Below are 26,375 nucleotides of genomic sequence, written 5' to 3'. Positions count from 1 at the left end.
GGTCCTCATCACATCGGCAGTGGGCTCTTGCCGCCCGAAACCTTATCCGAACCGAAGCGGGTGCGCAGCACGATCAGGAAGATCGGCATCGATTCGACGAAGATGCGCCGCGCATGGCCGAGCGGGTTGCACATAAGCCGGTAGAACCACTCCAGCCCGTTACGGCGGAAGAACGGCGGCGCCCGCCGGGAGAGCCCGGTGGCGAACAGCAGACCGCTGCCCACGCACAGCCCGGTGCCCACCGCCCCGCCGCGCGCAAACACCGCACGGGCGAGATATTCCGACTGCGGAGCGCCGACGGCGAAGAACACGTATTGGGCGGGATGGGCCAGCACGAAGTCCACGCAGGCCGCGAACGCCGTCTCGTTGTTCACGAAGCCGCGCGGCGGCACGTGAAGCGCCACGTTGCGCAGACCGAAGCGCTCCTTGAGCCCGCCGAGCAGTTCGTCGGTGCTGCCAATGATCGTCACCGCATCATCGGGGAGCATATGATTTTGGAGCAGGTCGAGCGTGACGTCGCTGCCGGTGGCGAGCGGAATGCTCTGCCCGAAGAAGATCTTGGCCAGCGCGCGCGGAATCTGCCCGTCGAGCAGTCGCAGCCAGGCGTGCTCATATGCATCGTTGAACCGCTTGTCGCCGAGGCGCGCCAGGCGATTGAAGTGCGCCGCGTTCGGCGTGACGACATACGCAAACGGCGCGTCCACGGGACGTGCCGCGATCTGAGCGGCCGCGTCCTTTTCCGTCAGATTGGCCAGCTTCACGCCGAGGAACTCATGCTCGCCCGTCTGCTCGGGCGGCAGATTGACGACCGGGACCTCGGATGCGCGGCCGAAAACGCGCGGCGACAGGTTGTTGCTCATTACGCCTTCAAAGGTGCTCACGCGATGTTCTCCCGGGCCGGTGTCGTCAGTCGAAACGCCGCAAGGTCCCGGCCGGAATTCCCTGTCGTGGTCGGTCTCCGGAGGGATCCCTTCCAAAAGCCTCATACCCATCGCGAACTCCCCGGCGCGCCGTCCTTCAAACTGCAAGGAAACAGCAGCACCCCTCGCCTCACCGAGGTGAGGAAAGCGTTGCGATCCGTGGGCTTCGAGTGACACGACAGGGCAAGGCCGTAGATCGAGATCACGTCGCACGCTTCATTTGGCGTCCGCATCTATGCTCATGCGTTACAAAGCCAGCCCGTGGACGTAACATCTGCCAGCATTGCGGCCGAAAAGCCATTAAAAAAGTTCGAAATTCAAAATTTTAGATCCGCCCTTTGGTCGTAGGGCAATCGACGCGCACCAGCCCACAGATGAACGTCACGCACCCATCGCCCGACGGCGGCATTGATGGCATAGTGTGAGTGGCCGGGTCCGCCAGTGAGAGAAAAACATGCGCGAGCACAAGACGAACAACGACGTCCCCTCCAACGCCAAGCAGGTCTCCATCCAGCTTCTGAACGCCAATCTCGCAGCCGGGCTCGACCTCGCCCTCGCGACCAAGCAGGCGCACTGGAATCTGAAGGGGCCTCAATTCATCGCGGTCCACGAGATGCTTGACGGATTGCGCGCGCAGCTTGACGAGCACACCGACACCATGGCCGAACGCGTCGTCCAGTTGGGGGGAACCGCGCTGGGCTCGACGCAGGTCGTCGCCGACGCCACGACCCTCAAGCCCTACCCGCTCGACATCTACGCGGTGAAGGATCACCTCAAGGCGCTGATCGAGCGTTACGGCATTGTCGCCAACAGCGTACGCAAGGCGATCGACGAATCCGACGATGCCGGCGACGCCACCACCGCTGATATTTTTACGGCGGCCTCGCGCTCGCTCGACAAAGCCCTGTGGTTCCTGGAAGCGCATCTGCAGGAAAGCCACTAACGCCGTCGCAGATATCCGCCCGGCCGACACTCTCTTGTGGCGGCCGGGATTTTCCTCTTAAAGAAGCACTGTTAATTTCTCGACATTACCTGTGAGTCCCGTTGGGGATACGCCATTATTGTGACACACGCGGACGACGTATTGCTCACTGTCATCCCGTCTTGCTGCATCCATGCCTGTGCCGCTTCGCGGGTGGTTCAATGGAGTGCTGACACAGCCATGCCGTGGAATCGCGACTGCAAACCGGCTGAGGCCGGTGTGGAAGAGCTGGCAATGAAGCGAGACGGACGCTTCGACGGTTTCTGCCGCGAGAACATCAAAAAAGGTCGATCGGTGCCCCCCTTTTCCAAGGCTCCCCGCATATGAGCAGCGTCAATGAAGCTCCCGAACTCGTGGTCACGCATCTGGAAATTGCGCGGCTTATCGAGCGTGCCCACCGGCGCTTTCTCGATCTCCTGCGCGTCGAACTGACCCGCCTCGGCACGGACGATATCAGCCCGTCGCAGGTGATGCTGCTGTTCACCATTGGCAGCGACGAACTCTCGGTGCGGGACCTGCTGGAGCGCGGCCACTATCTCGGCTCCAACGCCTCGTACAATCTCAAGCAGCTGGTGGAAGCCGATTACGTGCATCGTTCCGCCTCGCTGCGCGACCGCCGCTCCGCGCGGCTGCGCCTGACCGACAAGGCCAACGCGCTGTGCGAGGCCATCCGCGCCATGCATGACAATGTGAACCGCCAAAGCGCGCGTAACGTGTCGGACGCGCAGGAGCTCGAAACCGCCTTCAACGTGCTGCGCCGGCTGGAACTGCTCTGGACCGATTCCCTACGCTACGGCGAAGGGGTCTGAACCCCTTCGCGTTTCAACCGCCCGCTCTCAGGTGATGACGTCGGGCTTCGCGCGGCCGGTGCGGCCGGCAATGTCCGGCAGGCTTCGCGAGATGTCGATCAGGTCCGCCAGAGCGGCCTGGGTCTCGATGCCGTGGCGCGTGGCGTCCGGCTCGAAGCGCTCAATATAGACCCGGAGCGTCGCGCCCGCCGTCCCCGTTCCCGAGAGCCGGTAGACGATGCGCGAGCCATCCGCGAAATAGACCCGGATTCCCTGTTTGCTGGTCACAGAGCCATCCACCGGGTCGTGATAGGCGAAATCGTCCGCCTTTTCGACCACCAGATCCCCGAGTCGGCTGCCAGGCAACTCTTCCAGCCGGGCGCGCAGATCGGCGATCAACCCTTCGGCGGCAGCGGCGTCGACTTCCTCGTAATCGTGGCGGGTGTAGTAGTTACGCCCATAGGTCGCCCAGTGCTCGCGCACGATCTGCGCCACCGGCTGCTTGCGCACGGCGAGCACGTTGAGCCACATCAGCACCGCCCACAGCCCGTCCTTCTCGCGCACATGGTCGGAGCCGGTGCCCGCGCTCTCCTCGCCGCACACCGTGGCCAGCCCGGCGTCGAGCAGATTGCCGAAGAACTTCCAGCCGGTCGGCGTCTCGTAGAGCGCGATGCCGAGCTGCTGCGCCACCCGGTCCGCCGCGCCCGAGGTAGGCATGGAGCGGGCGATGCCCTTGAGCCCGGCCTTGTAGCCCGGCGCCACATGGGCGTTGGCCGCGATCATCGCGAGCGAATCCGAAGGCGTGACGAACTGGCCGCGCCCGATGATCAGGTTGCGGTCGCCATCGCCGTCCGAGGCCGCGCCGAGGTCGGGCGCGTCGTCCGACATGAGCAAGTCGTACAGGTCCTTGGCATGGACCAGGTTCGGGTCCGGGTGGTGGCCGCCAAAATCCGGCAGCGGCACCGCGTTGATCACCGTGCCCGCCGGCGCGCCAAGCGTATCCTCCAGGATCGCCTTGGCATAGGGGCCCGTCACCGCGCTCATCGCGTCGAAACGCATGGTGAAGCCACCGGCGAACAGGTCGCGGATCGCGTCGAAATCGAACAGCGTGCCCATCAGCTCGGCATAGTCTTCCACGGGATCGATGACATCGACCACCATGTCCTCGATCCGGGTGATTCCCAGCGTGTCGAGGTCGACATCGCCGGCGTCGGCGATACGGAACTCCTTGATCTCCTTGGTACGCTCGAATACCGCGTCGGTGATCTTCTCCGGCGCCGGCCCGCCATTGCCGATATTGTACTTGATGCCGAAATCGCCGTGCGGCCCGCCCGGATTATGGCTGGCGGAGAGGATGATGCCGCCGAACGCTTCGTGCTTGCGGATCACGCAGGAGGCGGCCGGCGTCGAGAGGATGCCGCCCTTGCCCACCAGCACCCGGCCGAAGCCGGCGGCGGCCGCCATCTTGATCGCGGTCTGGATCGCCTCGCGATTGTAGAAGCGCCCGTCGCCGCCGATCACCAGCGTCTCGCCCTCATAGGCCTCCAGGCTGTCGAACACCGACTGAATGAAGTTCTCGACATAATGCGGCTGCTGGAACACCGGGACCTTCTTGCGCAGGCCGGATGTGCCGGGCTTCTGGCCCTCGAAAGGCGTGGTGGCGACGACGCGGATCATGGATGCCTCGGAATACGCGGGAACAGGCGGGACACGGCTCAGGCGGGGCGAGCGGTGAGGTGATGCAAGAGCCCGGCCGCGGAGCCGGAGAGCGAGGGCGGCGCGACGCCGCTCTCCACCGCCGGCAGCAGCGTCGCCGCCAACTCCTTGCCGAGTTCCACGCCCCACTGGTCGAAGGAGTTGATGTCCCAGATCGCGCCTTCCACGAATACGCGATGCTCATAGAGCGCGATGATGCGCCCCAGCGTGAACGGATCGAGCTTCTCGTAGGCGATGGTCACCGACGGCCGGTTGCCCGGGAACACGCGGTGCGGGGCGAGCCGCTCCGCCTCGGCGGGCGCGACGCCCTTGGCGAGAAGCTGGTCGCGCGCCTCCTCCAGAGTGCGCCCGCGCATCAGCGCCTCGGACTGCGCAAGGCAGTTGGCGATGAGCATGGCGTGATGGTTTTCCAGCCCCGGCTCATGGCCCTTGGCCGCGATCAGGAACTCGACCGGAACCGGATCGGTGCCCTGGTGGATGAGCTGGAAGAAGGCATGCTGGCCGTTGGTCCCCGGTTCACCCCAGACCACCGGTCCGGTTGAATGGGCGACCGGCGTGCCCTCGCGGGTCACGCGCTTGCCGTTGCTCTCCATGTCGAGTTGCTGGAGATAGGCCGGCAGCCGGGAGAGATGCTGGTCATAGGGGATCACGGCGCGGGTGGCGTAACCACAGACGTCACGGTGCCAGATGCCGGTCAGCGCCAGCAGGATCGGCAAATTGGCCTCAGGCGGCGCGGTGTGGAAATGCTCGTCCATGGCGTGGGCGCCGGCGAGGAACGCCTCGAAATGCGCCGGCCCGATCGCGATCATCAGCGGCAGGCCGACCGCCGACCACACCGAATAGCGTCCGCCCACCCAGTCCCAGAAGCCGAAGATACGGTCGGACGCGATGCCGAACGCCGCCACCTTGTCGAGCGCGGTGGACACGGCAGCGAAATGCGCCCCCACCGCGCCTTCGCCGAGCGCCGCCACCAGCCAGGCACGGGCGGTCGCCGCGTTAGTCATGGTCTCCTGGGTGGTGAAGGTCTTGGAGGCGACGATGAACAGCGTGGTCGCCGGATCGAGCGGCTTCAGCGTGTCGTAGAGATGGGCGCCGTCGACATTGGAGACGAAATGCAGCCGCGGGCCGTCATGGTACGGCGCCAGCGCCAGCGTCGCCATCACTGGGCCGAGATCGGAGCCGCCAATGCCGATATTCACCACATCGGTGAAGCGCCCCCCCCTTGCCGGCGCAATGGCGCCCGAGCGAATGCCCTCGGCGAAGACGGCCATGCGTCCCAGCACCTCGGCGACGTCCGGCAGCACGTCCTGCCCGTCCACCAGTACCGGCACCCCCGCCTTGGCCCGCAGCGCGGTGTGGAGCACCGCGCGGTCTTCGGTGAGGTTGATCTTGTCCCCGGCGAACATGGCGTCGCGCTTGACGGCGACATCGGCCGACCAGGCGAGATCGAGCAGATGCTGAAGTGTGCGCTCGGTGAGCGCGCACTTCGAGAAGTCCAGCAGCATGTCGCCCTGAGAGGCCGAAAAGCGCTGGAAGCGCTCGGGATCGGCGGCGAACAGGCCGGCGACACTCTCCCCTTCCCGTTCGGCGAAATCGGTGGACAGGACCTCGAACAGGCGATCGACACCGACGCTCATGCACATCTCCGGCTTGGTCTGAGGGGGTAGCCTAGAGCATTCTGCGCGAAACTTGACCGGGTTTCGCGAAGAGAAAATGCGCCGGCGGATCGAATCCAGCGCACTTTCCTGTCGATCAGGTGGCGTCGCCCGATCGGAAGGGCTCTAGTCGTTGCGGCCGATATTTTCTTTTACCGTCTCAATAAGTTGCTTCAACGTAAAGGGTTTTGGCAAGAAGCCGAAAGCGGCGCCCTGCGGCAGGTTCTTGGCGAACGCCTCTTCCGCATATCCCGACATGAATATCACCTTGATGTCGGGATTGGCCGCGCGCAATTCCTTCAACAGGGAAGGCCCATCCATTTCCGGCATCACCACGTCGGAGAGCACCAGCTTCACCTCGTCGCCGTGCTCGGCCATCACTTCCAGCGCCTCAATGCCCGAGCCGGCTTCCAGCACCTGATAGCCGCGCGAGGCAAGCGCGCGGGCGGCGAAGGCGCGCACCGCCTCCTCATCCTCGACCAGCAGCAGCGTGCCGCGCCCGGTAAGGTCCGCCGGCTTGGCAGGAGCTTCCGGCTCGGCCGCCTTGACGGGAATCTCGACGACCTCAGGCACATGGCGCGGCAGGAAGACACGGAAGACCGAGCCCCGTCCCGGTTCGCTTTCCACCTGCAACGTGCCGCCGGTCTGCTTGACGATGCCATAAACGGTCGACAGGCCGAGCCCCGTGCCCTTGCCGACCTCCTTGGTGGTGAAGAACGGCTCGAAAATCTTGTCGATAACGTCGGCGGGAATGCCCGAGCCGGTATCCGCCACCTCGACCAGCACATGGTCAGCGTGCGGCAGGCCGGCCTCGGCATAGTCGGCGGCATCGCTCGCCGGCACATTGATGGTGCGGATGGTCAGGCTGCCACCATCCGGCATGGCGTCGCGCGCATTCACCGCCAGATTGACGATGACCTGCTCGAACTGGTTGAGATCGGCCTTCACCGGCCACAGGTCGCGCCCTTCCTTGACCTCCAGCTTCACCATCTCGCCGAGCAGGCGCCGCAGCAGCATCGACAGGTCGCTCATCACGTCGCCGAGGTTCAGCACCTGCGGGCGCAGAGTCTGGCGGCGCGAGAAGGCCAGCAACTGGCGCACCAGCCCGGCGGCGCGATTGGCGTTCTGCTTGATCTGCATCACGTCCTGGAAGGACGGGTCGGTGGGGCGCGAATTGGCCAGCAGCAGGTCGGAATAGCCGATGATCGCGGTCAGCACATTGTTGAAGTCATGCGCCACGCCGCCGGCGAGCTGGCCGACCGCCTGCATCTTCTGGCTCTGCGCGAATTGCGCCTCCAGCGCGCGCTGCTCGGTGGTCTCGATGGCGTAGACGATCGCCGCCTCGCCCTCGGCCTCGCCGTCCTTCACCGGCGAGAGGTAGAACCGCGCCGAGCGTCCGCTCTCGCGGTCGAGCACCACGTCCACCGGGCCGGGTGGGGTCTGGCCCTTCAGCGCAAGCTCGGCTGCCTCGCTGAAGCCCGCCTGCGCGGGTTCGCCGAAAATACGGACGATGGGCCGGCCGGCCTCGGAATTGGGGCCACCGAATAGCCGCGCGAACATGGCGTTTGCGCGCACGATCCGCCCCCGCCCGTCTATGGCGGCGATGGCTATGGGCGAATTGTGGAAGAAGCGCGCGAAGCGCACCTCGGCGGCGCGCAGCGGGTCTTGCTGGCTGTCACCGTGGGAGCGGTCGACCACAAGCGTGCGCGAGGCGCCCGGCGTGCCGTCGGCCGCAAAGGCCACGCGGTGCCAAAGCCGCACCGGCAGCCGCTGGCCATTCTTGCGCTTGAGGTCGAGGTCGATCACCTCGGTCCGCACCCCACCCGGCGCCGGCGCCATGCCGGTCAGCAGCGTCGCCGCCGCGCCGGGCACGATGTCCGCGACCGAAAGCCCGCCGGGCCCGAATTCGGCGAGGTCGTAGCCGAGCCAGTCGACCAGCGTGGCGTTGATGTAGTGGATCGCCCCGCCCGCGGCCGAGAAGAAGCCGGCCGGGGCGTGGTCGAGATAATCGATGGCGTGCTGGAGTTCGAGAAAGGCGCTCTCCTGCCGCTCACGCTCGCGCGTGAGGTCGCTCACCGTCCACACCACGGCGCGGCCGGCGCGGGTGGAATGGGCCGGTCGTGCGCCGAGCTTGAGCCAGCGCGCCGGCTGGTCCGGCAGGCCGGCAATCCGCACCTCTTCGGTCAGCGCCTTGCCTTCGCGCACGCCCTGCGCGAGCCGGTACACCGCCTCGGACGCGTCGGGATCGCTTGTGAACAGGCGCTCGATCGGGCGCACCTCGTCCTCGCTCGCCGCGCCGGTAATGTCGCGATAGCGTGGATTGGCGTAGAGCACGCGGCCAAGCGGGTCGACGATGCTCATACCCTCGGCGGCGCTGTCGACGATGCGCCGCGCCAGTTCGTCGCGCGGTTCGGCGAGCCCGAAGCGCAGCAGCCCGGTTGCATAGGCGAACAGCGCGAACACGCCCGCCACCGCCAGCAAGGTCAGCAGGCCGATGATCCACGGGTCGGCGCGGTCGCGCCCCAGCAGCAGCAGCGACACGACGGCGCCGACCAGAGCGAGCGCAACCGCCAGCACCAGCCGGATGCTGCCACCGATTTCCGGTCGATCGTGCCTCAGATCGTCGGTTCCGCTGTCCGCCATGTCCACGCCAGAAATCTCCTGTCCGCTCGGGTCGAGCGAACAACAGGAGACGATTCATCCCTCGCTTCTTGGTGCCTGACGCGGCAGGCGGGAGCAAGCGGCGATTGCACGGCTTCCCGCCCAACGCGGCGCGAGTCATAACCATGCCGGGGCGCGCGCACTTGCCGAGCCCGGCTTTGCACGACAAAAAGGACGCGGCGCGAGGACGGCCGCCGGGAAGCGGTCACTTGCGCGACGATCGAACGGGAGCGGTTGAGAAACCATGCAGATATTGTCCGCACTAACCGACCTGTCGGGTCTCGGCGGTGCTTTTCTGGCCTTTGTCGGGCTGGTGCTTCTCGCCATCATCGTCGTGATGCTGGGCCGGCGCTCGCGCCGCCACGGCCAGCACCGCGATCCCGGCCACCGTCTCGCCGTGCTGGAACAGGTTCCCATCGACGACCAGCGCCGGCTGGTGCTGATCCAGCGCGATGAGGTGCAGCATCTCGTCATCCTCGGCGGCGGAAGCGATTTCCTGGTCGAGGCCGGCATTGGCGCGGCGCAGGTCACGCTCGCCTCGCCGCCGAACGTCCAGGCCCGGCCAGCCCCCGCCCGGCCCGAGCCTGTCGTCGCCGTTGAGCCCGCGCCGGTCGCCCCGCCCACACCGGCGCCCCGGCAGGAACCGCCGGTGGCCCCCACGCGCCCGGCGCCGGAACCCATGCCTGCGCCTCTCGCCGCCCGCCGGCCGGAGCCCGCACCGCGGACACAGGCCGTCCCGGACCGCCCGCTGGCTCCGCCCGCTGCCGCCGATCGCCCCGCGCCGGCCCCGCGTGCGCAGCCCACGCTCGCTCCTGCGGAAGCGGCTCCGCCCGCGCCGCGTGTGGCGGTCAAGCTCGACCCGTACTTCGCCGGCATGGTCGATGAGCTTGAGGAAACGCTGCGCCGGCCGCTGCCCGTCGCGCAGGAATCCGCGCCCCGACGCGCAACCTCCTTGCCGGCTGACATCGCACCCGAGCGCATGACCGCCCCGTCCCCGGCGGTGAAGACCCCGCCCATGGACGTGCCGCGGCCCTTCGCGGCGGACAACGCCGCGCCGGCCCCCGCCATACCGGAAATCCTCCCGCCGGAAAGCGCCGGCGGCGGCCATGCTCCGCCCGAGGTGCTGCCACCCAATGCGGTGACCGCGCAGACCGGCGCGCCTTCGCCGGCCCCGATCCCGACGGTGACGGCCGAGGACAGCTTCGAGCTGGAGATGGCCAGCATTCTCGGCCGCCCTCGCCGGCCCTGAGAGGACCTCGAATAAGAAAAGGCGGCCCTGCCATGCCGGCAGGACCGCCTTTTTCACATCCAAAGCCTCCGGCAGAGCCGGCCGCTTCCGAAAAGATCAATCGTCGCGATAGACCCGCTCGCGGCGCTCATGGCGCTCCTGCGCCTCGATCGACAGCGTAGCGATCGGGCGGGCTTCGAGCCGCTTGAGCGAGATCGGATCCCCGGTTTCCTCGCAATAGCCATAGGAACCGTCGTCGATGCGATCCAGCGCCGCGTCGATCTTGGCGATCAGCTTGCGTTGGCGGTCGCGGGCCCGCAATTCGATGGCCCGGTCGGTTTCGGAAGATGCCCGATCAGCGATGTCGGGGTGGTTCTGATTCTCGTCCTGAAGATGCTGAAGCGTCTCTTTCGCCTCGCGCAGGATGTCATCCTTCCACTGGAGCAGCTTGTGGCGGAAATACTCCCGCTGCCGCTCGTTCATGAAAGGCTCGTCCTCTCGGGGGCGATACTCCTCGTCGATTACAACCGACATCGGCCTTCGTCCTCGTGTTCCGGGGGTGCCCTCTTGCGCCGAGCTTATATTCTCATCGCTTGCCCCATACAACATTTCTGATTGTCATCCACACGACATGAAATGCTGGATTTTTCAGCAGCTTGCGCGGCGAAACCGGGCAGCCTCGCGCACCCGGCCGCGACCGCCCGGCGGGGCGGCACAACCTGCGGAAAATGAACGAAAAGCGGAAATCGAGACGCCACGACCGGCCGTCGGCCCAAGGGCGAATCCCGGAGTGGGACCGCCCCATCCGGGTATGGCGCGGCAAACGCCACGAACAAAAAACAGGCGCGACCCCGAAGGACCGCGCCCATTCAAATCAGATTATCAGGCTCATCAGCCCGGCGGACCCGCGCGATTCGCGGTCCGCGCGCCAGCCTCACTCGAAGCCGAGGAAGAAGGTGTAGGACAGACCGACGCCGGCCTGGAACTGGTTACGGTCGCCGTTCTGAACCACCAGCGGGCTGTCGGCGGCATCGCCGGTCAGGTACTCGTACTCGGCGAACACCTTGCCGGTGATGTTCGGGGTGAAGCGCTTTACGATCTGGCCGCCGAAGCCGACAGAATAGACGCCGCCACCGGCTTCATAGGGAGACAGGCTGTTGCCGAGCGCGGTGGCCAGAGCGGATTCTTCCGGCGTGATGCCGAAATAGGTGTCCACGAAGCCCGAGCTGGCCAGCGTGAGGCGCGGGCCGGCGGACAGGGTCATGCCGCCGAAATAGTCGGAGAAATAGATCGCATCGGCCGCGAAATTCGCCACCACGCCTTCATAGCCGCCGAAGCCGTACACGACTTCGCCGCGCAGGCGCAGCCAATCCATCGGGTACCACTGCAGGTAACCGCCAGCCTCATAGGCATAATCGATGCTCGACAGGCCGAGCAGCTTGTTCGAATCGCTGGAATCGCGCTTCCACACCATGGCGCCGGTGATGCCGGCCTCGAAAACCCCGCTATCGAACAACGCGATGCTCGGGCGATCCATGTAGCTCTGGAACCGGCTGAGGCGGTCGGCACGGGTGATGCTGAAGATCGGGCTCGCCGCGAACTCGTAATCGTCCGAGCCCATGAATTCCGGCTGGACCTTGAGATACGCGCCCAAAGTCAGCGTCCACTGGCGATCCAGCGTCGGCTCGGCCTTCACCACCATGGGTTCGACCGCCGCCATATCGGCAGCCTGCGCCATGGAGGCGAACCCCAGAGCACCCGCAACAACAAGACCCGCAACGCCGAACGACCGCATCTCACCCAACCCTATCGAGCACGACATGACTTGTAATACATCACGTTCACTCGCTTGTGGTTGCCGAAAAGTCACGTCGTCGTAAAGCCTTCGTTTCCGTCGAGTTTTACCGCCATGGCCGCGAGGGCGCGCAATTGCCGCGCGGCTGCCTATATGATGCAGGCAGTTCCGCCAGCGTCCCAAGATCGAGCACCCCGCCCATGCTTCGTCTCCTGCTCCTGCGCCATGCGAAATCGGCCTGGCCCGTCGGCGTCGCGGATCGCGACCGTCCCCTGTCGCCGCGTGGCCGGCGCGCCGCGCCCGCCGTCGGCGCCTATATGGCGCGCGAGGGCTTGGCGCCCTCCCGCGTTCTGGTTTCCCCGGCCCGGCGGACGCTTGAGACCTGGGCCCATGTTCTGGGCGCCTGGCACAACGAGCCGCCGGCAGCCTATGAGGAAGCGATCTACGAGGCGCCGGCCGAACGCCTGCTTGGTGTCATCGCCCAGCAGGGCGACGTTTCCCCACTGCTGCTGGTTGGCCATAATCCTGGAATGGAGGACCTCGCCGCGCGCCTGCTGCCGCGCACCGAACGGGCGCTGATGCCGGGAAAATACCCGACCGGCGCGCTCGCCGTGCTCGATTTCGACGCGGCCAGCTGGTCCGACATCACAGCCGGCAGCGGGCGGCTGGAGCGTTTCATCACGCCGCGCTCGCTTGGCGTCGCGGAGGATTGAGCTCTTGCCGTCCTGGTACGACAGCCTGATCGACGAGGCCCGCCTGACCGCGCTGACATTGCTGGACCGCGCGGAGGAACTGACCAATCCGACCCTGCGATTGGGCATTACCGGCCTGTCGCGCTCGGGCAAGACCGTGTTCACCACCGCACTCATCCATGCGCTGACCCGCGGCGGCCGCTTCCCGGTGTTCCGCGCCATGCATGAGGGACGGATCGCCGGAGCGCGGCTGGAGCCGCAGCCGGACGACGCCGTGCCGCGCTTCGACTATGAGGGCCATCTCGCCACACTGGTCGACGAGCGCCGCTGGCCGGAATCGACCAGCCGCATCAGCGAACTGCGCCTTGCCATCGACTATGCCCCCGCACGGGGCGGCAAGAGCGTGCTCACGCTCGACATCGTGGACTATCCCGGCGAGTGGCTGCTCGATTTGCCGCTGCTTGAGCGCTCCTATGCCGATTTCGCGGCGGAGAGCCTGCGCCTCGCCCGCGCCCCGGCCCGCCGCGCGCTGGCGGCACCGTTCCTGGACGCCATGAACCATGTCGAACCGGAGGCGCCCGCCGATGAGGGCGCTGCCCGGCGGCTCGCCTCGCTGTTCACCGATTATCTCGCCGCCTGCCGCGCCGAGCAGGTGTCGATGAGCCTTTTGCCGCCCGGACGCTTCCTGATGCCGGGCGACCTTGCGGGGTCGCCCGCCCTCACCTTTGCGCCGATCGACCTCTATGACGGCAACGCCGCTCCGCCCAACTCACTCGCCGCAATGATGGAGCGGCGCTACGAGGCCTATAAGGACAGGGTGGTGCGTCCGTTCTTCCGCGATCATTTCGCCCGGCTCGACCGGCAGATCGTGCTGATCGACCTGTTGACCGCGCTTAATGCCGGCCCGGCGGCGCTGGCCGACCTCGAAGCCGCGCTCGATGGTATCCTCGCGGCATTCCGCACAGGGCGCAATTCCTGGCTCTCCGCCCTGTTCCGCCACCGCATCGGCCGGGTGCTGTTCGCCGCCACCAAGGCCGATCATCTGCACCATGGCAGCCATGACCGTCTGGAGGCGATCCTGCGCCGCCTCGTCGAGCGGGCGCTGGCGCGGGCGGAAGGCGCGGGCGCGGAGATCGACGTGGTGGCGCTCTCGGCCGTGCGGGCGACCCGCGAGGCCGATGTGAAGCGCGGTCGCGCCAGCCTGCCGGCGATCATCGGCGTGCCGGAAGCCGGGCAATACGGTGCCGATCAGTTCGACGGGCTGGCAGAGGCGGCGGTGTTCCCCGGCGACCTGCCGGAGAGCCCCGCCGAGCTGTTTGATCCCAAGCTCGGCTTCAAGGGGCTATCGGAGGCGGATGGCGGCGATTTCCGCTTTTTGCGCTTCCGCCCACCGCTGGTGGAGCGCAATGCCGCCGGCCTTCCCCTGCCGATTCCCCATATCCGCCTCGATCGGGCGATGGAATTCCTGATCGGCGACCGGTTGAAGTGAGCACATGAACGAGCGCACCCATCGACGCCCGCAGGCGTTCCGTCTCGACGACCCCGGCGTCGTGCTGGCGGAGGACGGCCGTCCCGCCCCGCGCGGCGCCGTGATCGTAACTCCCGCCCCGCAATTGCCGGAAACCGTCGAGGACATCCCGCTGCCCGCCCCTCCCCCCAAGGGCTCGCGTTGGGGCACGCTGTTCTGGACCGGGTTGGGCGGCCTTGTCAGCATGGGTGTCGGCCTCGCCGTCTCCAAGCTGATCGAGGACCTGTTCGCCCGCGCCGACTGGCTCGGCTATACGGGCCTTGCTTTTGCCGGCGCGTTCATACTGGCGAGCCTGGTTATTCTCGGGCGCGAAATGTTCGGGCTGATGCGGCTGCGCACGCTGAACAAGCTGCGCGAGGATGCCACCTTCGCCATCGAGAAGGACGACCGGCCCCGCGCGGAGGCGGTGACGCGCGAGCTTATCGCCCTCGCCAAGACCTCGCCGCGCCTGTTCCGTGCACGCACCGAACTGGCAGGGCATCTTGGTGAGATCATCGACGGCGCCGATCTGGTGCGGCTCGCCGAGCGCCACCTCATGGCTCCGCTCGACGCCGAAGCGACGGCGCTGGTGTCATCCGCCGCCAAGCGCGTCTCGGTGGTCACGGCAGTGTCGCCCCGCGCGGCGGTCGACCTGTTCTTCGTGCTCATCACCGCCGTGGGTCTGATCCGCCGGCTGGCGCTGCTTTATGGCGGGCGCCCGGGCGCTCTGGGCATGTTCCGGCTGTTCCGGCAGGTCATCGCCCATCTGGCCGTGACGGGCGGCATGGCGGCGGGGGATTCGCTCATCCAGCAGGTGGTCGGCCACGGCATCGCGGCCAAGCTCTCGGCCCGGCTCGGCGAGGGCGTGGTCAATGGCCTGCTGACCGCGCGGCTCGGCCTGGCCGCCATCGAGGTGACGCGCCCCCTGCCCTTCGCCGCCCTGCCGGCCCCGGCGCTCAGCGATGTGGCGTCGGGCCTGCTGCCGCAGAAGGTGAAGGACGAGGAGGCCAAGGCGCGGGAATAGGCCAGGCCCGGCCTTAGCCCTGATGTTCGGGCGTGCGCACCACCAGCCCGTCCAGCGCGTCGGTCAGCTTGATCTGGCAGGACAGGCGGGAGGTCGGCTTCACGTCCGAGGCGAAGTCGAGCATGTCCTCTTCCATCGGCCCCGGCTCGCCGGTCGCCGCGGCCCACGCGTCGTCGACATAGACATGACAGGTCGCGCAGGCACAGGCACCGCCACATTCGGCATCGATGCCGGGCACGCCATTGCGGATGGCCGCTTCCATCACAGTGGAGCCGACGGCTGCCTCCACCGTCCGAGAGACGTCGGCGGCGTCTATATAGGTAACCTTGGGCATGGCATCCGGATTTTGAACAAACTTGAAGAACTACAAGGTGAGGTCTTCTAGATAGCGACCCCCGCGCACGAATGCCAGCACCTCGTCAGCGCGGAAACCCTCCACCCGTCAGCTTTGCTACGGATCCGAATCGTTCCTTAACCGGCATGGTGAACAGCTCGTTAACGATAACGTCAAGACGCCTGTTAACCCCAGTTCCATTTTTTGAGCGCAAGAGCGTAGGATAAAGCTGCGGTGGACTGACATTGCTTGGCATTGCACCTCCGGGGAGTTCCCCGGCGTCGGATCGGTTTCCGGCAAGGCCAGGCAGGTTCGTCCCTCACAACCCCGGCCCGACGGCGTAAGCCGGTCGGAGTAGCGTACGGACCGGAGGCTAAGGCCGATGTCGACGAGCACGAAGAAGGTTTATCAGGATCCCGCGGAGGCCGCGCTGTCGGCAATCGAGGAAGCCCTGAGCCTGGACCTGAACACGCAGGACGACGACGCGGCACACCAGCCCCGCGACGATTTCGATCTGCCCCCTGCACGCGAGCCGTTGGCGCCGCGCATCGAGGTGCGCACGCGCTCGGATTTCGACGACGAGCTCGGCTCTGACCAAGGCGTGCCCTTCCTCACCGAGAGCGACCTGTTCGGTCATATCGACGAGGCCCCCGAGGTCGTCCTCACCGGCGAGCCGGAACCGGTGGCCGCCGCTCCCGAGATCGAAATGCCTTCGCCCGATCAGGTGGACTTCGATTTCGAGCACGAATTCGCCGAGGTCGCCGACCAGCTCGACGACACGCAGCCCCTCGGCGCGCATGAGGCGCAGGACGACGCGTTCGCCCTTCCCCCGGTTGTTCCCGCCCCGATGGCTTCCCCGGCCCCCGCCGTCGAGGAGGAGCCGAAGCGCGCCCGGAAAAATGCCAAGCGCCCCGCGGCGCCGAGCCACCCCGCGGCCAATGACGACCGCCAGACCATAGGCCAGCTTCTCGGCGCGCTGCAGCGCCGCCCGTCGCCCACACCCTATATCGTCGCTGGCGCCGCCTCGGCTGCCTGGATCGGCGCCGGGGCTCTGTTGGCTTATACCAACCTCTCCGCGACCCAGACCTCGTTCAGCGATCTTCTGAGCTCGCCCTCGCTGCTGGCGCTGGTCGCCGGCCTCACCGTGCCGCCGGCCCTGTTCTTCGTGCTCGGCTCCATGGTCAGCCGCATGCAGGAAATGCGGATGGTCGCGCAGTCCATGGCGCAGGTCGCCATGCGCCTCGCCGAGCCCGCTCCGGTCGCAACCGACGATGTCGTGAATGTCGGCCAGGTGGTGCGCCGCGAAGTGGCGTCCATCGGCGACGGCATGGAACGCACCATCGCCCGCGCCGGCGAGCTGGAAGCGATGGTCCGCAGCGAGGTTTCGGTCCTCGAACAGGCCTATGAGGAAAACGAAGCCCGCATGCGCAACCTGCTGGAGCGCCTCCAGCACGAGCGCGAGGGCATTCTCAGCCATGCCGACCACATCCGCGAGGCGATCACCAGCGCGCATTACTCGTTCTCCCACGAGGTCGACGGCGTCAGCGAGCGCATCAACTCGACGGTGATGGAGGCCGCTGATCGCGTGACCGGCACGCTGTCCGAGAAGGGCGAGCACATCACGCTGGCGCTCGGCCGCGTCGGCGACACCATCATCGACGCCCTCACCGACAAGGGCGGCGACCTGATCGATCGCCTTCAGGCCACCGGCTCCGAGGTCAACACCAACCTCTCGGACGCCAGCGAGCACCTGATCACGACGCTGACCACCCAGACCGACGAGATCACCACCCGCCTGTCCGGCGTCACCGCCGACCTCACCACGAATCTCGCCGCGCGCACCGACGAGATCGGCGCCCGGCTGCTTGAGACCGCGTCCGAGCTCTCCAACGTCGTCACCACGCGCACCGAGGAGATGGGCGAGAAGCTCACCGCCACCACGCTGAACCTCACCGAGACGCTCACCGCCCGCTCCGACGAGATCACCGACGCGCTGGTGAATACCGGTACGCGCCTCGCCGACGAGATCGCCGTCCGCGCCACCGAGGTGAACCAGACCCTGAAGAGCACCGGCGAAGCGCTGGTTCTCGACATGTCGGTGCGCGGCGGGGACGTCGTGCGCAAGCTGGAGGAAACCGGCTCGCGTGTCGCCGAGACGATCACCGTGCGCGGCGACGACCTTGCCGACCGCATCGCCGATACCGGCAACCGCATCTATGAGACCATCGCCGTGCGCGGCGGCGAACTGGAGCGCCTGCTCGGCGAGACCGGCCAGCGCGTCGTCCATCAGCTCTCGCATGCCGGCGCCGACGTTCATGACGCGCTCGCCGAATCCGCCGAGCGCCTGTCGCAGGACCTCGCCTATCGCGGCAACGCCATGAGCGACCAGCTCTCCCAGATCGGCGCCGAGGTGGCCCAGACCATCGCGACGCGCGGCACCCGCGTCACCGAGCAGTTCCGCGAGACCGCCGAAGGCCTGTCCAACGAGATCGGCAACAAGGGCGATTCCGTCCGCGACATGCTCGACAACCGCCTCAAGGCGCTGGAAGAGACGCTCTCGGTCCGCGGCGGCGAACTTGCCGAGCGCATCGGAGCGGATTCCGCGATGCTCGGCCGGCAGATCGTCGACGGCCTGCGCGATTTCGATACCGTGCTGCAGACCCACGGCAACGGCATCGTCATGCGCATCAACGAACAGGTCGACACCATCTCGCGCGGTATCGACGTCTCGCTCTCCGGCTTCGACGACAAGGTCACGATCAAGGCCGAGCAGATTGCCTCCTCGCTCGACCTGCGCCTCGCCAATATCGAGGGTGTGCTCGACCGCGGTGTCGAGGGCCTCAACGAGACGCTCGCCGGCCGCACGACCGAATTCGCCCAGACCATGAGCGAAGGCGCGCGCCTTGCCACCGAGGCGATGGAGAAGTCGCTGGACGTGCTGGACGGCTTCTTCAGCCAGCACGCGGAAGCCGTGACCGAGTCGATGAGCGACCGCATGGACGTGGCGGCCCGCACCCTCACCGACGGTGCCCGCAACGCGAACGACGCGATGAACCGGTCGCTCGACGTCCTCACCAATTTCTTCGACGACCGCGCGAGCGCCGTCACCGAACAGCTGTCCCAGCGCATCGAGCATGCCGACCGCGTGCTCGCCGGCCGCGCGGCGGAGATCGCCTCCAGCCTGGACACCCGTGTCAACCGCTTCGAGGAGACCGTGGTCGGGCGCATCGAAAGCGTCGCCACTTCGGTCGAGGTCCGTGGGGCGGCCATGGCCGACCTGCTGGGCCAGCGCATCGGCGCCGTGGCCGGCCAGCTTCGCAACGAGGCCGGCGGCATCGAGGAGAGCCTCACCTCGCTGGTCGACAATGTGAGCCGCACGCTGGCCGACCGCGCCGGCGAGGTTTCGACCCTGTTCGACCAGCGCACCGAGGAAATCGCGCGCATCATGGACGAGCGCGGCAATGGCCTGCTGACTGCGCTCGAAGACCGCAGCATCGGCATCACCACCGAGATCACCCGCGCCAGCGGCGACCTGCTGACGGCCATTGACGACCATCGTGACAATCTGGTCCGCGCGCTCGACACCACCCGCAACGGGGCGATCGAAGATGTCATGCGGGCCAGCGAAGACCTTCTGCACACGCTGGAGCAGCGTTCCGAGGTCATCGTTTCGGCCTTCGAGGCGGCGACCGGCGGCCGGGCGGAACAGATCACCCGCCTCAGCGAGGACGTGCTCGGCACCGTGGAAGCCCGCACAGCGGATATTCTCGACGCCTTCCAGCGCTCCTCGAACGCGACCGCCACCGAGATGGCCCGCGTTGGCGACGACCTGCTGACCCACCTCAACGGCCAGAGCGGCGATGTCGTCACCGCCCTGCGCGAAATCAGCACCCAGGTCACCGGCGAGATCGCCCGTGCCGGCGACAATCTGCTGACCGAATTCGACGGACGCGGCTCCAACCTCGTGGACACTGTTCGTCAGGTCAGCGGCCAGGTTGCCGACGAGATTGCCCGCGCCAGCGACGCGCTTATCTCCGAATTCGATGGACGCGGCTCGACCCTGGTCGACGCGGTGCGCCAGACCTCCAGCGTCACCTCCGCGGAGTTCGCCCAGCTCACCGAGACCTTCGTCCGTGCGCTGGACGAGCGGGGCTCGACCATCGTCGATGCCGCCCGCCAGACCGCCGAGTTCACCTCCACCGAACTGAAGCGCGTCAGCGAGGAGTTCGTCGGAGCGCTCGACGGGCGTGGCAGTTCCATGGTCGATGCCGCGCGCCAGACCGCCGAATTCGCCTCCGCCGAACTCCAGCGGGTCAGCGACAGCTTCGTCGCAACGCTGGATGGCCGCGGCAGCTCGATCATCGACGCCGCTCGCCAGACCACGGACTATGCGTCCTCCGAGTTCCAGCGCCTCAGCGATGAACTGACCGCCGCCCTTGACGGGCGCGGCAACACCATTGTCGAAGCCGCCCGCCAGTCGACGGAATACGCGTCCTCTGAACTCCAGCGCCTCGGCGACGAGCTTGCCGCCAATTTGGAAGGCCGTGGCAGTTCCATCGTCGACGCCGCGCGCCAGACCACGGAATTCGCCTCGTCCGAACTCCAGCGCCTTGGTGAGGAACTGGCCGCCAATCTGGAAGGCCGTGGCAGCTCGATCATCGACGCCGCGCGCCAGACCACGGACTATGCGTCCTCCGAGTTCCAGCGCCTCAGCGATGAGCTGACCGCTGCCCTTGACGGGCGCGGCAACACCATCGTCGAAGCGGCCCGCCAGTCGACGGAATACGCGTCCTCCGAACTCCAGCGCCTCGGCGAGGAGTTGGCTGCCAATCTGGAAGGCCGTGGCAGCTCCATCGTCCAGGCCGCGCGCCAGACCACGGAATTCGCCTCCTCCGAACTCCAGCGCCTCGGTGACGAGCTTGCGGCCAATCTGGAAGGCCGTGGCAGTTCCATCGTCGACGTCGCGCGCCAGACGACGGAATATGCCTCGTCCGAACTCCAGCGCCTCGGCGATGAGTTCACCGCAGCCCTCGACGGGCGCGGCTCCGGCCTTGTGGACGCGATCGCGCAGAGCGGGCGCGCCGCCGTCGCCGAGATCGCCGCGACGAATGACGCGCTGACCAACGACGTCTCCACGCTTCTGGAGCGGCTCGGCAGCGTCAACGTCCAGCTTCAGGACGTGCTTGCCGGCTCCGCGACCAATCTGGCCGCGATCGAGAGCGCCATCACCGATCGCCTCGGCTCCTTCCACAGCACCGTGGCCAATGTCGAGGAGGCCAGCCGCCTCGCCTCCAGCCGCATGGACGAACAGATCCGCAACCTGCGCTCTGTCTCGACCGAAGTGCTGCAGGACGTGGCCTCGCTCAGCCAGAGCTTCAACGAGCAGGCAGGCGTCATCACCGCCGTCGCCACTGCGCTCGGCTCGGCGCATGAGAACCTCGACGAGACACTGGGCGGGCGCCACGAGGCCCTGCTCGCCCTCGCCGAGCAGATCAACGCCCGCACCTCCGATCTGGACGGGCGCGTCGCGCAGTACACCAGCCGGTTGGAGGAAACCTTCGGCAAGGCGGAGAGCCGAGCCGAGGAAATCTCCCGCGCCATTCTGGACACGGCGCAGAACTCAACCTCCACGCTGGTCAAGCAGCAGGAAGAGATTCGCGCCACGGCTGATGCCGAGCGTGAGCGTACCCTCGCCCAGCTCCGCGCCACCTATGATCAGGCGGTCAGCGAAGTTAAGACGCTGATGGAGCAGGCTAATCAGGGCTTCACCACGGCCACGCAGGAACTGCGCGCCTCCGCCGCCGACATTCACAGCGTGCTGGAGACCACGCGCGAGGAACTCAAGCGCGGGGTGATGGAACTGCCCGAGGAGACCGAAGCCAGCGCCTCCGCGATGCGCCGAACCGTCGCCGAGCAGATCAAGGCACTCGCTGAACTCAACGAGATCGTGGCCCGTCATGGCCGCGCCTTCGACGCCGAACCGCCGCGAGCCAAGGCCCCGGCTCCCGCTCCCGCGCAGCCGGTTGCCGTTGCTCCCCCCGCGCCGGCTCCGGTCGCTGCGGCGCCGGTTGCCGCCGCGCCGGCGCGGGTCCAGGCTCCGGTTCAGCAGCCTGCCGCCGCCAAAGCTGCGGTCGCCAAGCCCGCCGCTCAGCCGGCAACGAGCCAGCCGGCGCGTCCGGTTGCGGCCGCCGCTCCGGCCAGAGTCGCCGCGCCGGCGGCGCGCAGCGAGCCGCCGCGTGCGCCGGTCGCCCCGCGCCAGCCTGCCGGCGCGCAGCAATATGAGCCGGCGGTCCGCCGCCCCGCCGCCCCCGCTCCGCAGCAGGCCCCGGCCGGCCGCCGCCCGGCCCCGGCCAATCCGCCCGCGCGCGGCGCGGAAGGCCAGCAGAGCGGCTGGCTCTCCGATCTGCTCGCCCGCGCATCGGACGGCGACGGCCAGTCCTTCGCCCCGGCCTCGTCCCGTGCCCCGGCGCGCGGCAATGAGGCGCGTGGCGGGCAGGTCGAGCGGCCGGTGCACCACACCATCGAGTCGCTGGATTCGCTCTCGCTCGACATCGCACGGATGATCGACCACGAGGCCGCCGTGGATCTGTGGGAGCGCTACAAGAAGGGTGAGCGCAACGTGTTCACCCGCCGGCTCTACACCATGCAGGGCCAGCAGACCTTCGAGGAAATCCGCCGCAAGTACCGCCGCGATCTCGAATTCCGCGACACGGTGGACCGTTACATCGTCGAGTTCGAGCGTCTGCTGGAACAGGTGGCTCGCGACGATCGCAGCCAGCAGATGACCCGCACCTACCTGACCTCGGACACCGGCAAGGTCTACACTCTGCTCGCCCATGCCGCCGGTCGCTTCGACTGACGGCGGACGAGCCGGGCGCCCTCCTCCCGGGCGAAACTGAAAAGGGCCCCCGGCGGGGCCCTTTTTGTTGGCGCGGGCGGTGGCGCAGGGGCCGCTCTCGGGACACAGCGGGCTATCGCGGGCGCTTTGGAGTTCTTCGCCAAATGGGAGCCGCTCGCCAAAGCGGCGTCGTGCTGGTTCGCATGTCCCGTGCCGCCGGGCGCAACTATGTGGCGCTGCGGCTCTGAGGTCATCGGCCGACTGGCGCGATGACGCGCGGCACACCCAGGTCAGATACCTCACACGCAAAAGGGCCCCTCACGGGGGCCCTTTTTCATCTCACGCCAGCAGACACCGACCCGCTCAGAACCGCCGGGACGCCCAGTCGACCAGTTCGACGAGCACCGTGTCGGCGGCCTCATCCAGCGCGCGCGTGACTTCCGGGCCGGCCGTGCCGCTGGCCGGGGCCCGCGCCTTGAACAGCTGAGAACCGATGATGCGGCCATCGGAAGCGCGCACGATCTTCGCGAACACCTCGACCACCGCCTCGTTGCCCTGGAACGTCTGGAGGCCGAAGGAACGGATGTCGGTCAGCAGCGCGTATTCCGCGACGATGCCGTCGCTGGCCCGCCCGACGGAGCTACCGCGGCTGCCGTTCTGGAACGATTCGATCAGCCGGGCCTGGAACAGTGCCGGCAGGCTGTCCGCCCACTGCGCACCGCCGAGATAATTGATCTGCCCCGCCGCCGGCTCGACCACGATCTGCTGGGTGTCGAGCACCTGCAGCGCCGTGGGCGCGGCCACGACGAGTTGTCCCCGGCCCGCGCGCGGCGCACGGAAATCGGTCGGTGCGGTGAGATCGAAGGTCGGCACCGGCTTGCTGCCGAGCACCGACGCACAGCCTCCGCCCAGCAGCGCGAGGCCAACGGTCAGTCCGATGCCTGCCGCCCTGCGGCATGCCTTGTTAGAATTCACGCCAATGCCCCTGCCCGATTCCCTCGAACGCCCCATGTTCACCGGCCACTGTAGCTGGGAACAGACGACCCGCCAAAGATGAACTGGCGGGGATTGCGCTCCAGATTGCGGAACACGCGCTCGATCTCTGCCAGCGTCCGCCGACCGTCCGCCGCCAGCGCTTCGTACTGGCGCAGCCCCGGCCCGGTGAACTGATTCAGGTTCTTCGACAGCTCGGCGGTCCGCGCGTCGAGATTGAAGGCCAGCTTGCGCACTTCCTCTGCCGCGCCGGAAATCTGAGCGAACATGCCCTTGCCTTCCTCGCTGGTGGTCATCGCGTTCACATTGTCGAGGATGGTGTCGACCTTGGAGGCCATGCCGTCGAGCCGCCCGGTGAAGGCGTTGATGTCGTTCACCGTGGCGCGCACCTTGTCGGGATCGATCGCGGCCACCGTCTTGTCGAGATTGCCGGCGAGCTGGTCGATGCGACGCGCCGCGCTGCTGACATCGGCGACGAGGCCGTCAATGCTGTCGGCGTTCTTGCCGAGCGCCGCGCTGAACTTGTCGACATTGTCGATGATGGAATTGATCTTGGACTCGTTGTCGGTCAGCAGCACGTCGATGCGGCGCGCAATGTCGTCGACGCGGCCCATTACCTGACGCACCCCCTGCATCACGTCCTGGATCGCCGAGGCGTCGGCGTCGATCGTCGGCAATTGCCCGGCCGGGGGCGCCGGCAGCGGCGCGGCATTGGCGGAGCCGCCGGCAAGGCCGACCGAAGCGAGGCCGGTGAGCACCTGCGAATCGAGCGTGGCGCTGGTGTCCGACTTGACCGGCGTGTCGGGCTGCACGGCGATCGTGGCGATCACCTTGCGCGGATCGACGCGGTCGAAGTCCAGCTTCATCACCTCGCCGACCGGAATGCCGTTGAAGGTGACGGCTGAGCCGGTCTGAAGCCCCTTCACCGGCCCGCTGAACACCACCTGATATTCGGTGCGCGGCCCGCGGCTGCCCTGCCCGGTGAACCACCAGACGAAGCCGAAGGCCGCACCCACAACGATGAGCGTGAACAGGCCGATGATGGTGTAGTTGGCGCGTGTTTCCATGATCCGGTCTCAGCGACGCCCTTCAGTTGCGAAGCCGGCCGCTCGTGCCCGCTTGCCGTGAAAATAGGAGACGATCCAGGGATGGCGGGACGCCATCATGGTCTCGATCGGCCCGACCGCGATCACCTTGCCCTCGCCAAGAGCGGCGATGCGGTCACAGACCGTGTGAAGACTGTCCAGATCGTGCGTTACCATGAATACGGTCAGCCCCAAAGTCTGCTGCAACGTCGCGATCAACTCGTCGAACTCGCCGGCGCCGATGGGATCAAGCCCCGAGGTCGGCTCGTCGAGGAACAGGATTTCCGGGTCGAGCGCGAGCGCACGCGCCAGCGCGACGCGCTTGATCATGCCGCCGGAAAGTTCCGAGGGGAACTTGGACACGACGTCCGGCTGGAGACCCACCATCTCAACCTTGGCGATGGTGATTTCGTCCATCAATTGCTGCGACATCTGGAGATATTCGCGCATCGGGAACTGGATATTCTGCTTCACCGTGAGCGAGGAGAACAATGCCCCCTGCTGGAACAGGACGCCCCAGCGCTGTTCCAACGCCCGCCGCTCGGCAAAGTTCAGTGTGTCGAGGTCCTGCCCGAACACCTCGACCGTGCCCGAACGCTTGGGCACCAGCCCGAGAATGGTGCGCGTCAACACCGACTTGCCGCCGCCCGAGGCGCCGACGAAGCCGAGGATCTCGCCTTTCATCACGTCAAGCGAAAGGCCGTTGAGGATGATGCGGTCGCCGAAGCCGACCACGACGTCGCGCACGCTGATGATCGGCTCGGTCGCCGGCGCGATGCGGGCGGCAGACCGGATGGGGGCGGATGTGTCGTTCACCTGCATCGCCGCGCCCTACATGTTGATCGCGGCGAAGAACATGGCGAACAGCCCGTCCACCACGATCACCAGGAAGATCGCCTTCACCACCGAGGCGGTGGTGTGCGCGCCGAGCGATTCGGCGCTGCCGCCCACCCGCATGCCTTCCATGCAGGCGATGAGGCCGATGATCGCCGCCATGAATGGCGCCTTGATCATGCCGACCTCGAAGGTGTTCATCGAGATGGCTTCCTTCAGCCGCGCCAGGAAGATTTCCGGCGAGATGCCGCCATAAAGCCACGCCACCAGCCCGCCGCCGAACAGCGCGCACATGCTGCCGAGGAAGGTGAGCAGCGGCACCGCGATGATGAGCGCCACGAGGCGCGGCAGCACCAGCACCTCATTGGGATCGAAGCCCATCACCCGCAGCGCGTCGACCTCCTCGCGCATGCGCATGGAGCCGAGTTCCGCGGTGAAGGCGCTCCCCGATCGGCCGGCGACCATGATCGAGACGATCAGCACGCCCAGCTCGCGCAAAGTGAGGATGCCGACCATGTCGACCACATAGGTGGTCGCGCCGAACTTGCGGAAATGGAATATGCCCTGCTGGGCGATGATGCAGCCGATCAGGAAGGTGATCAGCGCCACGATCGGCACCGCCCTGAGCCCCGTGCGCTCCAGATGGAACACCATCGAGGTCCAGCGGAAGGTCAGCGGCCGCACCAGCACGCGCAGCAGCGACGCCGTCACCGCGCCGATGAAGCTGAGGAACAGCCGGCTGTCCGCGAGAACGTCGACCATGGTGCGGCCGACCACGCGCAGGCCGCCGATCACCGGGTTGATGTGGCGCACCTCCGGCGGCACCTGATGGCAGCCATGGGATATTTCGGCCAGCAGCGGCTCGAAGCGGCGCTCCAGCCCGACGACGTGCGGCCGGACGCCGGCCGCTTCGAGCGCGCGCACCAGCCGGTCAGCCAGCACCGCGCCAACCGTATCGAAGCTGCGGACGCCGGACAGGTCGACGCGCGCGGCCTCGACCGCGCCGGCTTCCAGCTCGGCCAGCCCCAGGCGAACCGCCTCTTCCAGGGCGAGGCTCTGCGCGGCAATCCATCGGCCGTTGCCGACGAACACCAGTTCCCGGCCATGGCGCGCCGTAGCGAGAAGCGGCGCTTCAGCAGCCCCCAAATCCGGCTCCCCTTGAGCTCTCCGCGCGCAGCGCGCGGCACATGAACACCCGGCATGGGCGACGCAGACCGGCCATCGCCAAATCGTGTTTAATTTCTTAACCCTGCGTCTTCCGCTCTGTCGAGGTCATTGACCTGGTTAACGGTATCCTGATGAATGAATTCCATTATCTCGCAC

18 protein-coding genes are annotated in these 26,375 nt (G+C 67.1%); 7 read left to right on the top strand and 11 right to left on the bottom strand.

Annotated features, from left to right (window positions below):
- Positions 1-8 precede the first annotated feature (8 nt).
- Positions 9-1,097 carry a WecB/TagA/CpsF family glycosyltransferase gene (locus MKI84_RS00240; RefSeq protein ID WP_241615972.1) on the bottom strand — a complete coding sequence of 363 codons (1,089 nt, stop codon included), beginning with the start codon at positions 1,095-1,097 and terminating at the stop codon, positions 9-11.
- A 277-nt stretch (positions 1,098-1,374) separates the two neighbouring features.
- Between MKI84_RS00240 and dps the strand changes: the two genes are divergently transcribed.
- Entirely contained in the window at positions 1,375-1,863 is a 489-nt protein-coding gene (gene dps, locus MKI84_RS00235) for a DNA starvation/stationary phase protection protein Dps (protein WP_241615971.1), read from the top strand.
- A 362-nt stretch (positions 1,864-2,225) separates the two neighbouring features.
- Positions 2,226-2,711 carry a MarR family winged helix-turn-helix transcriptional regulator gene (locus tag MKI84_RS00230; RefSeq protein ID WP_241615970.1) on the top strand — a complete coding sequence of 162 codons (486 nt, stop codon included), beginning with the start codon at positions 2,226-2,228 and terminating at the stop codon, positions 2,709-2,711.
- Between the two features lie 27 nt (positions 2,712-2,738).
- Here the strand turns inward: MKI84_RS00230 and MKI84_RS00225 are convergent, their stop codons facing one another.
- From MKI84_RS00225 to cckA, 3 genes are all read right to left on the bottom strand, one after another.
- Complete coding sequence (locus MKI84_RS00225) at positions 2,739-4,367, bottom strand: alpha-D-glucose phosphate-specific phosphoglucomutase (protein WP_241615969.1); 1,629 nt, start codon at positions 4,365-4,367, stop codon at positions 2,739-2,741.
- Between the two features lie 38 nt (positions 4,368-4,405).
- On the bottom strand, positions 4,406-6,043 hold the full coding sequence (gene pgi / locus MKI84_RS00220) for a glucose-6-phosphate isomerase (protein WP_241615968.1): 1,638 nt from the start codon (positions 6,041-6,043) through the stop codon (positions 4,406-4,408).
- A gap of 144 nt (positions 6,044-6,187) precedes the next feature.
- Positions 6,188-8,704, bottom strand: coding sequence for a cell cycle histidine kinase CckA (cckA, locus tag MKI84_RS00215; protein ID WP_241615967.1), 2,517 nt, complete (start codon positions 8,702-8,704; stop codon positions 6,188-6,190).
- A 262-nt stretch (positions 8,705-8,966) separates the two neighbouring features.
- On the opposite strand from cckA, the gene MKI84_RS00210 reads away from it, so the two are divergent.
- Positions 8,967-9,971 (top strand): flagellar biosynthetic protein FliO, encoded by a 1,005-nt coding sequence (locus MKI84_RS00210; RefSeq protein WP_241615966.1) that lies wholly within the window; start codon positions 8,967-8,969, stop codon positions 9,969-9,971.
- Between the two features lie 96 nt (positions 9,972-10,067).
- Here the strand turns inward: MKI84_RS00210 and dksA are convergent, their stop codons facing one another.
- A complete protein-coding gene (gene dksA / locus MKI84_RS00205) occupies positions 10,068-10,484 on the bottom strand; it encodes an RNA polymerase-binding protein DksA (protein WP_241615965.1) in 417 nt (138 codons plus the stop codon).
- Positions 10,485-10,884: 400 nt separating this feature from the next.
- A complete protein-coding gene (locus MKI84_RS00200) occupies positions 10,885-11,688 on the bottom strand; it encodes a MipA/OmpV family protein (protein WP_241615964.1) in 804 nt (267 codons plus the stop codon).
- Between the two features lie 257 nt (positions 11,689-11,945).
- Between MKI84_RS00200 and MKI84_RS00195 the strand changes: the two genes are divergently transcribed.
- Genes MKI84_RS00195 through MKI84_RS00185 form a run of 3 tightly spaced genes read left to right on the top strand, consistent with a single transcriptional unit; the run spans position 11,946 to position 14,968 of the window.
- The gene (locus MKI84_RS00195) at positions 11,946-12,458 is read left to right on the top strand and encodes a SixA phosphatase family protein (RefSeq protein ID WP_241615963.1); all 513 of its coding nucleotides are present in this window, start codon (positions 11,946-11,948) and stop codon (positions 12,456-12,458) included.
- Between the two features lie 4 nt (positions 12,459-12,462).
- Positions 12,463-13,926: a YcjX family GTP-binding protein gene (locus MKI84_RS00190; protein ID WP_241615962.1), complete on the top strand. Its 1,464-nt coding sequence runs from the start codon at positions 12,463-12,465 to the stop codon at positions 13,924-13,926.
- A 4-nt stretch (positions 13,927-13,930) separates the two neighbouring features.
- Entirely contained in the window at positions 13,931-14,968 is a 1,038-nt protein-coding gene (locus MKI84_RS00185; protein WP_241615961.1) for a YcjF family protein, read from the top strand.
- 13 nt (positions 14,969-14,981) lie between these two features.
- Here MKI84_RS00185 and MKI84_RS00180 read toward each other — a convergent pair whose 3' ends face one another.
- Positions 14,982-15,302: a 2Fe-2S iron-sulfur cluster-binding protein gene (locus tag MKI84_RS00180; protein WP_241615960.1), complete on the bottom strand. Its 321-nt coding sequence runs from the start codon at positions 15,300-15,302 to the stop codon at positions 14,982-14,984.
- Between the two features lie 382 nt (positions 15,303-15,684).
- Between MKI84_RS00180 and MKI84_RS00175 the strand changes: the two genes are divergently transcribed.
- Positions 15,685-22,161, top strand: coding sequence for an apolipoprotein A-IV repeat region-like domain-containing protein (locus MKI84_RS00175; protein WP_241615959.1), 6,477 nt, complete (start codon positions 15,685-15,687; stop codon positions 22,159-22,161).
- 342 nt (positions 22,162-22,503) lie between these two features.
- On the opposite strand, the gene MKI84_RS00170 is transcribed toward MKI84_RS00175, so the two are convergent.
- The 4 genes from MKI84_RS00170 to MKI84_RS00155 are packed head-to-tail and all read right to left on the bottom strand — an operon-like array spanning position 22,504 to position 26,198.
- Positions 22,504-23,115: an ABC-type transport auxiliary lipoprotein family protein gene (locus MKI84_RS00170; RefSeq protein ID WP_241615958.1), complete on the bottom strand. Its 612-nt coding sequence runs from the start codon at positions 23,113-23,115 to the stop codon at positions 22,504-22,506.
- A gap of 38 nt (positions 23,116-23,153) precedes the next feature.
- On the bottom strand, positions 23,154-24,200 hold the full coding sequence (locus tag MKI84_RS00165) for an MlaD family protein (RefSeq protein ID WP_241615957.1): 1,047 nt from the start codon (positions 24,198-24,200) through the stop codon (positions 23,154-23,156).
- Positions 24,201-24,209: 9 nt separating this feature from the next.
- Positions 24,210-25,034, bottom strand: a complete 825-nt coding sequence (locus MKI84_RS00160) for an ABC transporter ATP-binding protein (RefSeq protein ID WP_425353776.1) — start codon at positions 25,032-25,034, stop codon at positions 24,210-24,212.
- Between the two features lie 15 nt (positions 25,035-25,049).
- Complete coding sequence (locus tag MKI84_RS00155) at positions 25,050-26,198, bottom strand: MlaE family ABC transporter permease (RefSeq protein ID WP_241615956.1); 1,149 nt, start codon at positions 26,196-26,198, stop codon at positions 25,050-25,052.
- Positions 26,199-26,375 lie beyond the last annotated feature (177 nt).

Source organism: Ancylobacter gelatini (assembly GCF_022601675.1).
In the GTDB taxonomy this organism is placed as follows: domain Bacteria; phylum Pseudomonadota; class Alphaproteobacteria; order Rhizobiales; family Xanthobacteraceae; genus Ancylobacter; species Ancylobacter gelatini.
Note: the sequence above shows the minus strand (reverse complement) of the source record. Positions and strands in the feature narration are given on the sequence as shown.

What these genes read in the sequence shown, in the direction of transcription:
- MKI84_RS00230 (WP_241615970.1), top strand. Translation starts at nt 2,226, where the DNA reads ATGAGCAGCGTCAATGAAGCTCCCGAACTCGTGGTCACGCATCTGGAA.
- MKI84_RS00175 (WP_241615959.1), top strand. Translation starts at nt 15,685, where the DNA reads ATGTCGACGAGCACGAAGAAGGTTTATCAGGATCCCGCGGAGGCCGCG.
- MKI84_RS00180 (WP_241615960.1), bottom strand. Translation starts at nt 15,302, where the DNA reads ATGCCCAAGGTTACCTATATAGACGCCGCCGACGTCTCTCGGACGGTG.
- dksA (WP_241615965.1), bottom strand. Translation starts at nt 10,484, where the DNA reads ATGTCGGTTGTAATCGACGAGGAGTATCGCCCCCGAGAGGACGAGCCT.
- MKI84_RS00185 (WP_241615961.1), top strand. Translation starts at nt 13,931, where the DNA reads ATGAACGAGCGCACCCATCGACGCCCGCAGGCGTTCCGTCTCGACGAC.
- dps (WP_241615971.1), top strand. Translation starts at nt 1,375, where the DNA reads ATGCGCGAGCACAAGACGAACAACGACGTCCCCTCCAACGCCAAGCAG.
- MKI84_RS00195 (WP_241615963.1), top strand. Translation starts at nt 11,946, where the DNA reads ATGCTTCGTCTCCTGCTCCTGCGCCATGCGAAATCGGCCTGGCCCGTC.
- pgi (WP_241615968.1), bottom strand. Translation starts at nt 6,043, where the DNA reads ATGAGCGTCGGTGTCGATCGCCTGTTCGAGGTCCTGTCCACCGATTTC.
- cckA (WP_241615967.1), bottom strand. Translation starts at nt 8,704, where the DNA reads ATGGCGGACAGCGGAACCGACGATCTGAGGCACGATCGACCGGAAATC.
- MKI84_RS00165 (WP_241615957.1), bottom strand. Translation starts at nt 24,200, where the DNA reads ATGGAAACACGCGCCAACTACACCATCATCGGCCTGTTCACGCTCATC.
- MKI84_RS00225 (WP_241615969.1), bottom strand. Translation starts at nt 4,367, where the DNA reads ATGATCCGCGTCGTCGCCACCACGCCTTTCGAGGGCCAGAAGCCCGGC.
- MKI84_RS00210 (WP_241615966.1), top strand. Translation starts at nt 8,967, where the DNA reads ATGCAGATATTGTCCGCACTAACCGACCTGTCGGGTCTCGGCGGTGCT.
- MKI84_RS00200 (WP_241615964.1), bottom strand. Translation starts at nt 11,688, where the DNA reads ATGGCGCAGGCTGCCGATATGGCGGCGGTCGAACCCATGGTGGTGAAG.